This is a genomic window from Rhodococcus sp. IEGM 1408, assembly GCF_033142235.1.
GTDB lineage: Bacteria > Actinomycetota > Actinomycetes > Mycobacteriales > Mycobacteriaceae > Dietzia.
In genome coordinates, this window is record NZ_JAWLRW010000001.1 from 496,913 (window position 1) to 511,409 (window position 14,497).

Sequence of the window (14,497 nt, forward strand, 5' to 3'; positions counted from 1 at the left end):
AGGAGGTCGACGGGTGGGTGATGGCCGCGTAGCTCCGGTGCAGGGCGCCACCCCGTCCCCACCGCGCCTCACTGCCGGAGGCCTGGTCTCGGGCGGTCGGTACGAGCTCCTCGAACCCCATGGTGGCGTCGCCGGACAGGCCTTCTGGCGGGCCCGCGACAAGCGCCTCGGCCGCGACGTCGCACTGACCTTCGTCGACCCGCTCCCCGGCGAGGCACCCCCCGGGTCCGCCACCGGGGTCCTCGACCGGACAGTGGCCCTGACGGGCGTGTACTCGGACGGGCTCGCCCGCGTGCTCGACGTGATCCGCGGCCGTGCCGGCGGGATAGTGGTGAGCGAGTGGGTCCCGGGACGCAGCCTCACCGCGGCCGTCGCAGAACCCGAACCCGGCTCCGCCGTGGGCGCGGTCCGGGGCCTGGCCGACGCCGCCACCCGCGCCGAGGAGAAGGGACTGGCCCTGGGCCTGGACTCCCCGGACCGCATCCGCCTCACCGAGGACGGCCGCGCCCTCCTGGCGTTCCCCGGCGTGCGTTCCTCCGCCGACACCCGCGGGGACGTCCGAGGGCTCGGGGCGGTGCTCTACGCGCTGCTCACCGGCAGCTGGCCCGGGCCCCTGCCCGATGGATCGGACGCCCACGAGCCGCGCGACGGCCGGCCCGGTGCCGCCCCGGTCGACGACGACGACGAGTTGGTCGACCCCACCGTCCTCGGTTCCGGGGTTCCGCCCGAGTCCGCCGTTCTGGCCATGCGGTCGCTCGACGGGTCGTCGGTGAGCTCGGCGGCCACCGTGAGGTCCATGATCGCCGACCGCGTGGGCGGGCCGGCCCACGCCGCCGCGCCGGGTGCTCCCCCCGTCGCCGGGTACTCCGCGGTCCAGCCGGCCGCGCAGGGTTACACAGCGCAGAATCACTCAGCGCACGAACACACAGCGCAGGAACGCGCAGCCCAGGAGCACACAGCGCAGGGGTTCGCCACACCCGGCGGCGCCGCGGCCACACCGGGGTACTCCGGACCCCTGTCCACCGCAGCCGCGTCCACTGCCCCCGCCGCAGCCGGCGACTCCCCGGGCAATACCTCCACGCCTCCCGGGGACCCCGACCCGCAACTCCACTCGCACAACCCGCCCGACGCCCAGACCCAGAAGCGTCGGTGGCACATCATGGCCGGGACCAGTGCCGGTGCGGTGGTGGTGATCGCCCTGCTGGCCGCGTGGATGCTGGGAGCGCTCACCGGGGGCGGGGACGAGACTCCGCTGTCCCAACAGCTCGACGCGATCGAACGCGCCGCCCAGGCCAGCCGTTCCGCCGAGGCGGTCGATCCCGACCCGGAGGAGACCGGGGAGGGTGAGCCGGTACCCGCCGCCGCCTCTCCGACCACGCCCGTCGAGGTCGCGGATGCGTCCTCCTGGCAGCCGTCCTCGTCCCCCGGCACCGCCGAGAACTCCGGGAGCGCACCCAACGTGATCGACGGCGACACCGCGACGGTCTGGTCCACCGACACCTATCTCAACCAGCTCGGCGACAGCGGAGCCGCATTCAAACCCGGAGTGGGACTGCTTCTCTCGCTGGATGAGGCGAACGAGGTCCAGAAGGTCGTGGTCCGCTCGGACGACGACGGCGTGGAGTTCGAGATCCGCGCCGCTGACAGCGCCACGCCCACCTCACTCGACGACACGACGCTGCTCGGCAAGGGGACCGTGCGCGACGGGTCCGGGACCGTGACCATCGACGACGCGGTGGAGTCGGAATACGTCCTGGTGTGGATCACCCGGCTCGGCACCTCCGGGCCCCAGGCCTACGACGCGTCGATCTCCGAGGTCGAACTCACCCGCTGAGCGCGAGGCCACCGGCTCCCCGGCGACCCGCAGAGTCCCCAGCCTCTGAACGCCTCAGCCCCTGGACGCCTCAGCCCCTGGACACCTCAGCCGCTTAACCATTGTGGTGACTGCCCCACTGTGACAACCCCACAGTGCTCCGGGCCGGGCTAACGTGACGCCCGTGAACACCCGTGCTGTGAACACCAGTGGCGTCGACGCCCACGCCACGGTCACCGCGCGCGTCCCGCTCACCGCACGCGTCCCCCTCACCGCCGAGTCCTCGGCGACAGACGTTCAACTGCTCGACGCGCACGTGGCGGGTGACCCGGACGCGTTCTCGGCCCTGGTCCGCCGCCACTACGACTACCTGTGGCGGCTCGCCATCCGGACGTCCTTCAACCGCGATGACGCCGCCGAGGCCCTCCAGGAGGCGCTCATCTCGGCCTACCGGAAGGCCGACACCTTCCGGCACGCGTGTCCCGTCCAGGGCTGGCTCTACCGCATCGTGGTCAACGCCTGCCTCGACAAGATGCGCGCCCAGCGGCTGCGCACGCACTCGGAGCTCACCCCGACGCTGCACGAACAGATCTCGCTCCGCGACCACTTCTATCAGGACCCCGCCTACGCGATCATCGTCGCCGAGGCCCTGGCGGAACTGCCCACGCAACAGCGGGACGCGGTCGTCGTCGTCGACATGCTGCGGTGCACTGTCGCCGAGGCGAGCCACCTACTCAACGTCCCCCCGGGCACCGTCAAGAGCCGGTGCTCGCGTGGTCGGGCCAGACTAGGGGTCCTGCTCGAGGGTGTGACCCTGTCGGCCTGAGGGAACAACGCCGTCCCCCCGAGTGTTGTGGCCTAAGTAGGCGCAGTAGAGCTGGAACAGAGCTGTGCTGTGCCCCAGTTCATCCCACCCGCACTCCCTCCCGCTAAGGAGCTCTAGAAACCCATGAGCGACACCCTCCACGACGTCATCATCGTCGGATCCGGCCCGGCCGGGTACACCGCCGCCATCTACTCCGCTCGCGCTGAGCTCAAGCCGGTTGTGTTCGAGGGTTCCCAGTTCGGCGGCGCGCTCATGACCACGACGGAGGTCGAGAACTTCCCCGGCTTCGCCGAGGGCATGATGGGCCCGGACCTCATGATGCAGATGCGGGAGCAGGCCGAGCGCTTCGGTGCGGACCTCCGCATGGAGGACGTCACCTCGATCGACCTGGCCGGCGACGTCAAAATCGTCCGCGTGGGGGACGAGGAGCACCGCGCCCGCGCCGTGATCCTCGCGATGGGAGCGGCCGCGCGCTACCTCGGTGTTCCCGGAGAGCAGGAGCTCCTCGGCCGCGGAGTGAGCTCCTGCGCCACGTGCGACGGCTTCTTCTTCCGTGACAAGCCGATCGTGGTGGTGGGCGGCGGTGACTCCGCGATGGAGGAGGCCACCTTCCTCACCAAGTTCGGCTCCTCGGTGACCATCGTCCACCGCCGCGAGGAGTTCCGGGCCTCCAAGATCATGCTCGAGCGCGCCCGGGAGAACGAGAAGATCTCGTTCTGCCTCAACACCACTGTCGACGAGGTCCTCGCCGGCCCGACCGGCTCCGTGGAGAAGCTCCGCCTCCGCGACACGGTGACCGGCGAGACCCGCGAGCTCGAGGCGTCGGCGATGTTCGTGGCCATCGGCCACGATCCCAGGTCCGGGCTCGTGCGGGACCAGGTGGAGATCGACGACGACGGCTACGTCCTCACCGGCCAGACCACCGCGACCTCGCTGCCCGGCGTCTTCGCCTGCGGCGACCTCGTGGACCACCGCTACCGTCAGGCCATCACCGCCGCCGGGTCGGGCTGCGCCGCGTCGATCGACGCCGAGCGCTGGCTGGCCGAGCAGGCCTGACCCCGTCAGATCCGGCTCCGGGCAGACTCTGCACCGACCAGGCCCGACATCGGCGATCGCCACACCGAACCACACCCACTCCACGTACCGCTCCCGAGAGGATCGATCAGCATGGCTGCCAACACCCCGAACATCATCGACGTGACCGAGGCCGACTTCGCCGACGCCGTCCTCGCGGCCAGCGGGTCCAAGCCCGTCCTGGTGGACTTCTGGGCCACCTGGTGCCGCCCGTGCACCATGATGGCCCCCGTCCTCGACGAGCTCGCCGGGGCGGAGTCCGACAAGCTCACCGTGGCGAAGGTCGATGTGGAGGCCAACCAGGAGTTGGCGGCCGAGTACCAGATCACCGCCATCCCGGCTCTGCTGCTGTTCTCGGAGGGCAAGCCCGTCAAGCGCATCACCGGCGCCAAGTCCAAGGCGGCGCTGCGCACCGAGCTCGGCGACATCCTCTAGTCCCCGGCAATCGACAACCCCGCCCCGCACGGGTGCGCTCCGGGCATCACCGGGCGGGAAGCGGTAAGTTCATCCGGGTATCAGCGGACAATCGTGAGGAGACCCATGGCGTGGCGACGTGGTGACCGTGGGCCCGAGGTGGCGTCCATCCGGGCCACCCTCGCAGGCATGGGGTTACTCCACAACATCGATTCCGTCGGTGTCACCGAACCCGAGACCGGGTCGATCCTGGCCCGCACCGACGCGGTGTTCGACGCGGATCTGGAGACGGCGGTGCTGGCCTTCCAGCAGGCCCGTGCGCTCATCTCGGACGGGATCGTGGGGCCCGCGACCGAGGCCGCCCTGCAGGACGCCAGCCACGTCCTGGGCACCCGCGATCTCAGCTACATCGTCTCCAAGCCGCTGGCGGGTGACGACGTCGCGCAGCTCCAGCGGCGGCTGGGGGAGCTCGGCTTCTACTCCGGTCTCGTCGACGGGACCTTCGGTGTTCTCACCCACTCGGCCGTGACGGACTTCCAGCGCGACTGCGGGTTGCCGGGCGACGGCGTGGTGGGCTCGGAGACCCTGGACACCCTCGGTCGGTTCTCGACCCTCTTCAAGGGTGGGGACGTGGCGTCGCTGGTCGAGCGGGAGCGGGCCCGGACCTCCGGCCCGATGCTCGCCGGCAAGCGCATCGTCCTGGATCCCGGGCCGAGCGGTTCGGAGAACCCGATTCGGATGGACACCCCGCTCGGGACCATCACGGACGCCGAGCTGCTGTGGGACATCACCCGTCGCCTGTCCGAGCGGATGAACCAGGCCGGGGTCGAGGTGTTCCTGTCCCGTCCCGAGGCCATGATCCCCACGGACCCCGAGCGGGCCGAGATCGCCAACGCGTTCAACGCCGATCTGATGATCTCGCTCCGCCTGGATCGCCACCCCAACCCGGTGGGCAACGGCGTCGCCACGTTCTACTTCGGCAACTCGCTCGGGGCCGAGTCCATGCTCGGGGAGGCCCTGTCCGGCTTCATCCAGCGGGAGATCGTCAGCCGGACCGAACTACGCGACTGCCGCACGCACGGCCGGAGTTGGCCTCTTCTGCGGATGACGCGGATGCCGTCCATTCAGATCGTCCTGGGTTATGCCCACAACCCTGCCGACCTCCAGATCCTCGGTAGTCGCACCGCGCAGGACACGATCATCGATTCCATCCTCGTGGGCGTCAAGCGCCTCTACCTCCTGGACGAGGACGATCACGCCACCGGCTCGATGTCCGTCAACGACCTGATCGACTACGAGCAGCGCCACCGGAACTGAGTTCCGCTGTTCCGACCCGGCCCCCGTCGCCTGCTGGGGGTCTCTCAGCCCCGCGCCCGCGCTGATGCGCCGGACAGCACCCCGAGTCTCCTGGTGGCGAAACCCCGCTCCGCGAACAGCTGATCGAGCGCGCGTTCCACATCAGCTTTCCACAGATGTTCGCTGTCGATGTCCAGGCGCAGGCGCGGATGCGTCTCGTGCTCTGCCACCACGGTGAAACCGTGCTCGATCAGAAAGCTCCGCGACGCGACGCACGAGTCCGCACCACAGCTGTCACGTGACATTACCGACCCGGGGTCCTCGGACGTCACTCCAAAAGCCTCTATCGCCTTGATTCCCCGGCTCCGCAGGTCCACCACCACCGCATCGAGCACAGAGGTGAGCGATCCGGCCGGCGCTCCATGTTCCACGCTCATTCCCGCGAGGAGGGTCGCGTCCGCCCCGACAGGGGAGGTGGGAAAGCATGCGGCCCGCGGAACCATCCCCGGCGGCGCATAGAAAGCGGCCGCGGTCGATCGGTCCCCGTACCTGGCAACCTGCCCGCAGACACCCCACTCCAGGGACACGTGCGAGATCCAGGCTTCCTTCTCGAACTCCGGATCAGCCGGTGCGTCGTGCCCGGCCTGTCCGTCAGTCTGCCAGTAGACGCATTTGCGGGCGCGCGGACCGAGCTGGTCCACCGCGGAGAGGTCCAATGGCTGGATCGAGATCATCGTGACGTTCCGGTCGACCCGCCCTCGAGCAGATCCAGGACCCGCTGCAGGTCTTCGGAATCGCCCACGTCGATGGTGATCCGACCCTTCCGGCGCCCCATCGTGACGGAGACCGAGGTCTCGAACCGATCGGACAACCGCCCGGCCACGACTTCCAGCTCAGGATTGCGTTGGCGGCCCTTGGGGGCCGGGGGAGGCTTGGGCGTCGAATCTCCGGCGTCCCGGTTGGCGAGGGTCACGATCTCTTCTGTGGCCCTCACCGACAACCCCTCGGCAACGATGCGTGCGGCGAGGTCGTCCTGCGCCGGGGCCCCGGCGTCCAACCCCAGCAGGGCACGCGCGTGCCCGGCGGAGAGGACCCCCGCTGCCACCCGTCGCTGCACCGCCGTCGGGAGCTGGAGTAGACGGATACTGTTGGTGATCGCCGGACGGGAACGGCCGATCCGTGCCGCGAGCTCGGCCTGGGTGACGTCGAACTCTTCCAGGAGCTGTTGGTAGGCGGCGGCCTCTTCGAGCGGGTTGAGCTGGACACGGTGGATGTTCTCCAGCAGCGCATCACGGAGCAGGTCTTGATCGTCCGTCTGGCGGACGATCGCGGGAACCGCGTCGAGTCCCGCCCGCTGGCTCGCACGCCAACGACGCTCGCCCATGATCAGCTGGTATCGACCGTCCGGCATCTCACGGACAACGATCGGCTGCAGGAGCCCGAACTCCTTGACCGAGTGCGCGAGCTCAGCGAGCGCTTCCTCGTCAAAGGAGGTGCGCGGCTGCTTGGGGTTCGGATCAATGTCCGAGGGCGGGATCTCCCGGTAGATCGCTCCCGGGTCGACCAGCTCGTCGGTTTCACGTGAAACATCCGCGCTCTGCCCAGCGCTACCCGGTGCTTGTTTCCCGTCCGCACTCTCGGCGCCGCTGGCACCCGCAGCGCCCAGCTCCCCGGACACGGAATCGCGGGCCGCCGAGCCTGGCGATCTCGCAGACCTGGACCGCGGGGGAGTGGTCCGGGGAGCACCGCCCCGCGGACCGAGAATCACGTCCGCAGCATCGTCACCGAGCCGCGGTCCCTCATCCGGGCCGGTGGGGATCAGCGCGGCCAGGCCCCGTCCGAGACCGCCTCTACGCTGTTGACTCATCGTGTCTCCTCCACGCTACGAGTTGCCGCTGCGGCACCCTCACCCGTCTCGATCCGATCAGCGCGGCTGTTCAATTCCTTGGCCGCGTCAAGATAGGCCAGGGCGCCCCTCGACCCGGCGTCGTACTGAAGGATCGTCATGCCGTAGCCGGGCGCCTCGGAGATCTTCACACTGCGCGGTATCACCGTCCGGAGCACGGTGTCCCCGAAGTGCTGGCGGACCTCACCGGCCACCTGTTCGGAGAGCTTGGTCCGCCCGTCGTACATGGTCAACATGATGGTGGAGATCTCCAGGGACCGATTGAGGTGCTGTTGGATGAGTTCCACGTTGCGCAGCAACTGACCCACCCCCTCGAGGGCGTAGTACTCACACTGGATGGGGATCAACACCTCGCGGGCCGCGACCATCGCGTTGACCGTCAGCAGACCTAACGAGGGCGGGCAGTCGATCAAGACGTAGTCGATCCCCAGCGACCTCAGGTCATCCTGGTTCAACACCTCCGCGAGGCGACGCTCGCGCTGAGCCAGGCCGACGAGTTCGATCTCCGAGCCGGCCAGGTCGATGGTCGCGGGGATGCAGAAGAGACGCTCCGCGTGCGGGCTCTTCTGCATCAGGTCTTCGAGAGTGTCCTCCCACATCAGCAACTCGTAGCTGGACGGGGTGCCCTCACGGTGGTCGACCCCGAGCGCGGTGCTCGCGTTACCCTGCGGGTCCATATCGAGCACCAGGACTCCCAGGCCACCCAGCGCCAGAGCCGCCGCGATATTCACCGTGGACGTGGTCTTACCCACCCCACCCTTCTGATTGGCGATCGTGATGATCCGCGGGTGCGCCGGCCTCTGCAGGGCGGGAGCTCCGCCGTGCAGTACCTCGTTCGCCTGCCGTGCGGCGGCGAAGATCGGGGTCTCGTCGTCGGACATCCGTCACCTTTCAACTTTCTATGGGAACAACTCGTAGACCTGCTCTGCTGTCCCAGGCGTCAATGTTTCACGTGAAACGGCGATCCGCAGGAAACCCCGCGGGCTCACTCAGCGTCGACGGCGTTTACCAGCGCTGGACCGTGACCCACGACTACCCATCCTAGTCCCGAGTGTGGCGATCACCAGCCTCGTCTCTTCCGCGTCCGGAGCGGAGACTATCTCCACCCTGACATCCTCGAAGCCGAGCTTCCGGAGAGCCTTTGCGTCCCGTTCGACTTCGTCGCCTGCCGAGAGACCCTTGAGGGCGATCATCCGACCCCCGGGACGAAGCAGGGGAGCGGACCATCCCGCGAGCTTGGCCAGCGGCGCGACGGCCCGCGAAATCACCACATCGGCATCCCCGGCCTGCTCGATGACGTCCGACTCTTCGGCCCGGCCCCGGAGGATGTGGACATTCAGCTCGAGCTCCTCCACCACCTCCTCCAGGAAGGTCACCCGCCGCAGCAGGGGCTCGACCAGAGTCACCCGCAGATCGGGACGTGCCAGCGCCAGCGGGATACCGGGCAGTCCAGCCCCACTCCCGATGTCCACTACCGACTCGCCGTCTCCCAGACTCCCCGAGGCGGCGGTGCTGTTGAGAACGTGGCGGTCCCACAGGCGCGGACGCTCCCGCGGTCCCATCAACCCGCGCTCGAGCCCCGCCGTGGAAAGGATCTCCACGTATCGGACCGCGAGTTCCAGCCGATCGCCGAACACCTCTGCCGCGCCGACCGGAGTCGGAGGCAGGGATTGGTCGTCCCACGGAGCAGTCTCCGGCGTCGTCCCGGATCCGGAAGGGGAGGAAAGCTCAACGGCGGGATCCGAACCGACGACGGATTCCGCCTCGGCCTCGGTATCGTCTCTGCGTGCGTCACGTGACGCTTCGGGCCTGGTGTCCTCGGACATGGGAATAACTCGCCTCTCAACTCGATCTGCAAACGTTTCACGTGAAACACTCCGCGGAATAACGTGGGTGTAATTCAATGGCTCCATACGACAGGGGTGCGGGCTCTGCGCCCGCACCCCTGTCGGTGTCTATCGCCTACCCTCCATGGCCGACCGGCTACTCCGGGAGGATGATCACCCGGCGGTGGGGCTCGGCCCCGGTCGAATCGGAGGCGACCCCCTCGATCTCCGCTATGGCGTCGTGGATGATCTTGCGCTCGAAGGGGTTCATCGGCTCGAGCTCCGCCGACTCCCCGGACTCCAGGACACGCTGCGCTGCCACCCGTCCTGTCTCCGACAGCGCCTGACGCTTGGCAGCCCGCCATCCGGAGATGTCCAACATGAGTCGACTGCGTTCCCCGAGCTCCTGCTGAACCGCGAGGCGGGTCAGCTCCTGCACCGCGTCCAGCACCGACCCGTCCGGGCCCACCAGGGCGTCCAGATCGTCCCCGCCGTCGATGCTCACGATCGCCCGGTCACCCTCCACATCCAGATCAATGTCCCCGTCGAAGTCCAGGATGTCGAGAAGCTGCTCGAGGTAATCCCCGGCCACCTCGCCCTCCTCGACCAGACGCTCCTCGGACACCTCGATGTTCTTCTTCGACATGGACCTGCCTCCGTCATGACCGCCGATCGTCACACCCACGCGGGCTGACGAATACTCCCCCCAAGTATGGGACAAGGTCCCCGATGCCGGGGCATCGGGGACCTTGTCTATCTGGACTTCTCGCGGGGGTCAGCGTTTCCGCTTCTTCTTCTTGCCCTGCCCGCCACCGCCGCCCTTCGGGGCGGGACGTGTGCGTTGCCCACCGGACGATTGCGGCCGCTGGCCCGGTCGCGGTGCCGCCCCCGGAGAGGACGCGGGCCCGCTCGTCTTGACGAGGTCCACCTTGTCGTCGTCGACCCCATCGGCGTCACCACCAACGACCCGCGTGGCGGCCGCGGAGGAACCCTCCCCACCACCCTTGGTCTTCTTGGGCTTGGTCGGCTTGACGCCCACCCTGGGGGCCAGCGACTTCTGCTCCTCGCGTCGCAGGAGCGCAGCCGCGTCGTCCTCCTTGGCCATCTTCTCGAACAGGTAGTACTGCTGACCGAGCGTCCACAGGTTGTTGGTGACCATGTAGACGAGGATCGCCATCGGCCAGAACGCACCGGTCACCAGGATGCCGATGGGGAACGCCCACAGCATCAGCTGGTTCATGATCTTGGCCTGAGGGTTGGCCGCGGCCTCGGGGGACTGGCGGGACAGCGAGATCCGGGCGTTGAGGTGGGTGGTGACCGCCGAGACGATCATCAGCGGGATCGCGACCAGGATGATGTTCCAGCGCTCGAAGTCCAGCACCGAGCCCGGGTCGACGAACGCCTGGAACTGCTCGACCGGTTGTGAGATGAACGAGGAGAGCGGGGCGCCGAACAGACGCGCGTCCAGGAAGCTCTGGACCTCGTCGGCGTTGAACACGTAGTTGCCGGTGTTGCGTGTCTCCTCGGCGGTCATGCCGAGGGCGCCGAACTGCTCACCCATCCGGTTGAACGAGCGGAGCACGTGGAACAGACCCAGGAACACCGGGATCTGGATGAACATCGGCAGACAGCCCAGGACCGGGTTGAAACCCTCGGCCTTCTGGAGCTTCCGGGTCTCGGTGGCCAGCTTCTCGCGATCGTTCTTGTACCGCTTCTGCAGTTCCTTCATCCGCGGCTGCATCTCCTGCATCTTGCGGGAGAAGCGGATCTGCTTGGCAGCCGGCCAGAACAGCATGATGCGGAGCGTCACCACCAGGAAGATCACCGAGAGCGCCCAGATGACGCCGTTGGAGTCCGGTGCGTCGACCCACGGCAGGAGACCGCCGACAAACGTGAGGATCTTGTGCCAGAACCAGAGGATCCCGGAGATCGGGTAATAGACCAGGGGATTGGTGATGAACGACATCGGTGGTGGGTCCTAGCTTCGTTCGGAGTTGTCGGGATGCTCGTGCGGATGATGGGTCGGTGGATCGGGGGCGCGCGGCTCCGGCACCGGATCCCAACCGCCCGGGGTCCACGGGCCACATCTCAGCACCCGCCACACCGCCAGCCAGGTTCCGTACCAGGCGCCGTGCACGCGGACCGCCTGCACCGCGTAGCTACTGCAGGAGGGTTCGAAGCGGCAACTCGGCGGCGTGAGAGGGGAGATGCCCTTCTGATAGAAGTCGAGCATCCACAACAGCACCCTGGCGACCGGGCCGGGCGGATTCGCGCTCGGGTTCGCGGTCACACCGACGACTCCCGAGCCCGGGCGGCGGCAGCGGTCAGGCCCTTCCGCAGGTCGCGTTCCAGTTCCTCGTGGGTGGCCGATACGGCTGCGGGACTGGCCCGGATCACCACGAGCAGGTCGTCGTCGAACTCGCCCAGGAGGCTGCTCGCGACATGGCGAAGCCGCCGGCTGACGCGGTGACGAGTCACCGAATCCCCGACGGCTTTGCTCACGACCAGCCCGAAACGCGGACCGCCCACGCGGATCTGGGAAGAGTCCACGTGGGCGTGCACGACCATGGTGCGGCGGCCCTTCCTGGCACCTCTGCGAACCACCGCCGCGAAGTCAGCGGAGCGGTGGAGTCGGTGGGTCCTGGGAAGCACTCGCCACCCCGGCCCGGATCAGGCCGTCAGCGAGGCGCGGCCCTTGCGGCGACGGTCGCCGACGATGCTGCGGCCGGCGCGCGTACGCATCCGGAGACGGAAGCCGTGCACCCTGGCACGACGACGATTGTTCGGCTGGAAAGTCCGCTTGCCCTTGGCCATGATGGCTCCTCACGTGAAGTCAGCGCCACTGGTGCGCCCGATCGAAATCCTGATGTCGTCGCCGGCACCACGTTGGGCGGCGACACGACGCGCCACACGCCCCACGGGCGCGCGACAGACTGTTCAAGATTACGCTCACGAGGCGGCGGCCACCAAACTGTGTGATCCCGCCCGGTCGACGGGCACCACTTGGCAGGACGACCGAGACACGCCGGGAGGGCAGGTGCTTGACTTGCAGCCCTCCAGTTGATCTTGAGGGTTGCTCAAGAGTTCGCGGTGTTGTTACGGTCGTCTATCAGCCAGCCCGACGAGGGCCACATGATGTGATTCCGAACCGACCAACCCGTCACTACTGCCACTCGAGACCAAACCCTTTACCACGGGAGAGGTCTCCCCTCCACAGCTGTGGACAACTGTGTGGATACCGCAGTTCCCCGGGTTGGGAGCCTGTGGATAGAGTGTGGCGAACGGTCCCACCGGAGGCCGTACCCGCTGGGACCCGCTTCACACACGGGACCCGCTTCACACAGACGAGAGGAGACCGCCCATCGTGTCTCCTGAACTCGAGCACGTGTGGAGCGCTGTCCTGGACAAGCTGACGGACCCGGCCCTGGCGAGCGACGACAACCCTCTCCTGACCCGCCAGCAACAGGCCTGGCTGCGGCTGGTCCAACCGATCGCCGTGGTCAATGGTTTCGCGATGCTCGCCGCACCTTCCGCGTTCGCCCGGGACAACATCGAGTCCGTTCTGCGCGGACCGATCACCCGGGCCCTGAGCTCACAACTCGGCGAACCGGTCGACCTGGCCGTCAAGGTCGACACCTCGCTCGCCAGTACCCACGCCCAGTCAGGCGAGTACGACGAGAGCCGACCGATCGACGTGGACGAGATCCACCGCCCGGAGGCGGAGCAGGAGAATCCTCCCGCCACCACTCGGCCGACCCGGATGACCGAGGAACAGATCGCCGCGGAGCGACTCCTCCACGGAAGCGATCGGGACGAGGCGCTGTCCGCCGCCACTGCGCCCGGACTCAACGAGCGCTACACGTTCAGCGCGTTTGTCCAGGGAAACTCCAACCGCTTCGCGCGTGCCGCCTCCCTGGCGGTCGCCGAGGCGCCGGCACGCGCGTACAACCCACTGTTCATCTGGGGCGAATCCGGACTCGGGAAGACACACCTGCTCCACGCGATCGGTCACTACTCCCTGCGGATGTACTCCGAACAGAAGGTCAAGTACATCTCGACCGAGGAGTTCACCAACGACTTCATCAACTCCGTTCGTGACGGCCGGCAGAACATGTTCAAGAAGCGCTACCGCGAGGTCGACATCCTCCTGGTGGACGACATCCAGTTCCTGATCGGTAAAGAGCAGGTCCAGGAGGAGTTCTTCCACACGTTCAACACGATCCACAACGCGCAGAAGCAGATCGTCATCTCCTCCGACAGGCCGCCCAAGCAGCTCCAGCCGCTGGAGGATCGCCTGCGCACCCGGTTCGAGTGGGGTCTGATCACCGATATCCAGCCGCCCGAGCTCGAGACCCGCATCGCGATCCTCGACAAGAAGGCCAAGTCCGAGAACTACGTGGTGCCGCGGGACGTCCTGGAGCTGATCGCCACCCGCGTCCAGCGGAACATCCGTGAGCTCGAGGGCGCGTTGATCCGCGTCGTGGCGTTCGCCTCGCTGAACGGTCACGAGGTCGACGTACCACTGGCCGAGGTCGTCCTCCGAGACGTCGTCTCCGACGACGACTCCCTGCAGATCTCGGCCGCGACGATCATGGCCGTCACGGCGGAGTTCTTCTCCACCAGCATCGACGAACTCTGCGGCACGTCCAAGACCCGGTCCCTCTCCCGTTCCCGGCAGATAGCCATGTACCTGTGCCGCGAGCTCACAGACCTCTCCCTGCCCAAGATCGGCGTCACCTTCGGCGGCAAGGACCACACCACGGTCTTGTACGCCCAGCGCAAGATCCTCAAGGAGATCAAGGACGACAGGCGCACGTACGACCAGATCCAGGAGCTCACCGCTCGGATCAAGGAACGCTCGCGTTCGCTCTGAGGCACCCCCTCTCCACCCGCTGCGGTCCTCTCTATCCCGTGCCGTCCTCTCCCCGCCCGGGTCCTCCGGCACCCGACCGAGCGAGCGCCGGAATCCCCGCGCTCGCTTCTCCGGCAGGTTTCCGGACCCTCCTCGCGCGCGTGTCGGACGGCCGGTTTGGCTGATTTCCAGCACTCGGACGCCCCCTACGACCTCGCCGCAACACAATTGTGATCTCTTTTGCACCCGTCGTCACACCCTTCACAGCTGTGGACAAAGCTGTGGAGTCCTGTGGACCAACGGTGGACAGAGGGTGGACCAACTTTTGTGATTACACCGACCCCCTCGGGCAAATCACAAGATGGCGTAGTTGCGTGCACAGGGTGAAATGGCACAAGACCTGCAAGAAGGACCTGTAACTCACAATTTCACAGGACCTACTACTACTACTTATCTCTCTAATGTCTTGTAGTTAGAAGTAGGCATGTGG

At 67.5% G+C, this 14,497-nt stretch carries 15 protein-coding genes; 6 read left to right on the forward strand and 9 right to left on the reverse strand.

Features of this window, described 5'->3' with window-relative positions:
* Positions 1 to 13: 13 nt before the first annotated feature.
* The 5 genes from R4P08_RS02380 (at position 14) to R4P08_RS02400 (ending at position 5,444) form a co-directional block, all read left to right on the forward strand.
* Entirely contained in the window at positions 14 to 1,834 is a 1,821-nt protein-coding gene (locus R4P08_RS02380; protein WP_317812143.1) for a protein kinase family protein, read from the forward strand.
* 163 nt (positions 1,835 to 1,997) lie between these two features.
* The gene (gene sigM, locus R4P08_RS02385; RefSeq protein WP_317812144.1) at positions 1,998 to 2,639 is read left to right on the forward strand and encodes an RNA polymerase sigma factor SigM; all 642 of its coding nucleotides are present in this window, start codon (positions 1,998 to 2,000) and stop codon (positions 2,637 to 2,639) included.
* 123 nt (positions 2,640 to 2,762) lie between these two features.
* A complete protein-coding gene (gene trxB / locus R4P08_RS02390; protein ID WP_317812145.1) occupies positions 2,763 to 3,695 on the forward strand; it encodes a thioredoxin-disulfide reductase in 933 nt (310 codons plus the stop codon).
* Positions 3,696 to 3,806: 111 nt separating this feature from the next.
* Entirely contained in the window at positions 3,807 to 4,148 is a 342-nt protein-coding gene (gene trxA / locus R4P08_RS02395) for a thioredoxin (RefSeq protein ID WP_317812146.1), read from the forward strand.
* Between the two features lie 105 nt (positions 4,149 to 4,253).
* The gene (locus R4P08_RS02400; protein WP_317812147.1) at positions 4,254 to 5,444 is read left to right on the forward strand and encodes an N-acetylmuramoyl-L-alanine amidase; all 1,191 of its coding nucleotides are present in this window, start codon (positions 4,254 to 4,256) and stop codon (positions 5,442 to 5,444) included.
* Between the two features lie 44 nt (positions 5,445 to 5,488).
* Here R4P08_RS02400 and R4P08_RS02405 read toward each other — a convergent pair whose 3' ends face one another.
* From R4P08_RS02405 to rpmH, 9 genes are all read right to left on the reverse strand, one after another.
* Positions 5,489 to 6,124: a hypothetical protein gene (locus tag R4P08_RS02405; protein ID WP_317812148.1), complete on the reverse strand. Its 636-nt coding sequence runs from the start codon at positions 6,122 to 6,124 to the stop codon at positions 5,489 to 5,491.
* Positions 6,125 to 6,153: 29 nt separating this feature from the next.
* Positions 6,154 to 7,290: a ParB/RepB/Spo0J family partition protein gene (locus tag R4P08_RS02410; RefSeq protein WP_317812149.1), complete on the reverse strand. Its 1,137-nt coding sequence runs from the start codon at positions 7,288 to 7,290 to the stop codon at positions 6,154 to 6,156.
* Positions 7,287 to 8,210, reverse strand: a complete 924-nt coding sequence (locus tag R4P08_RS02415; protein WP_317812150.1) for a ParA family protein — start codon at positions 8,208 to 8,210, stop codon at positions 7,287 to 7,289. The genes R4P08_RS02410 and R4P08_RS02415 overlap by 4 nt, the downstream gene beginning before the upstream one ends.
* Positions 8,211 to 8,318: 108 nt before the next feature.
* Entirely contained in the window at positions 8,319 to 9,155 is an 837-nt protein-coding gene (gene rsmG / locus R4P08_RS02420) for a 16S rRNA (guanine(527)-N(7))-methyltransferase RsmG (RefSeq protein WP_317812151.1), read from the reverse strand.
* 157 nt (positions 9,156 to 9,312) lie between these two features.
* Positions 9,313 to 9,801, reverse strand: a complete 489-nt coding sequence (locus R4P08_RS02425; protein WP_317812152.1) for a protein jag — start codon at positions 9,799 to 9,801, stop codon at positions 9,313 to 9,315.
* Between the two features lie 129 nt (positions 9,802 to 9,930).
* Positions 9,931 to 11,121, reverse strand: coding sequence for a membrane protein insertase YidC (gene yidC, locus R4P08_RS02430; RefSeq protein ID WP_317812153.1), 1,191 nt, complete (start codon positions 11,119 to 11,121; stop codon positions 9,931 to 9,933).
* Positions 11,122 to 11,133: 12 nt separating this feature from the next.
* A complete protein-coding gene (gene yidD, locus R4P08_RS02435; protein ID WP_317812154.1) occupies positions 11,134 to 11,445 on the reverse strand; it encodes a membrane protein insertion efficiency factor YidD in 312 nt (103 codons plus the stop codon).
* Positions 11,442 to 11,807: a ribonuclease P protein component gene (rnpA, locus tag R4P08_RS02440; protein WP_317812155.1), complete on the reverse strand. Its 366-nt coding sequence runs from the start codon at positions 11,805 to 11,807 to the stop codon at positions 11,442 to 11,444. Before rnpA ends, yidD begins: the two co-directional genes overlap by 4 nt.
* Positions 11,808 to 11,825: 18 nt before the next feature.
* Positions 11,826 to 11,969, reverse strand: a complete 144-nt coding sequence (rpmH, locus tag R4P08_RS02445; protein ID WP_317812156.1) for a 50S ribosomal protein L34 — start codon at positions 11,967 to 11,969, stop codon at positions 11,826 to 11,828.
* A 550-nt stretch (positions 11,970 to 12,519) separates the two neighbouring features.
* Between rpmH and dnaA the strand changes: the two genes are divergently transcribed.
* On the forward strand, positions 12,520 to 14,028 hold the full coding sequence (dnaA, locus tag R4P08_RS02450; RefSeq protein ID WP_411741136.1) for a chromosomal replication initiator protein DnaA: 1,509 nt from the start codon (positions 12,520 to 12,522) through the stop codon (positions 14,026 to 14,028).
* The last annotated feature ends 469 nt before the right edge of the window (positions 14,029 to 14,497 follow it).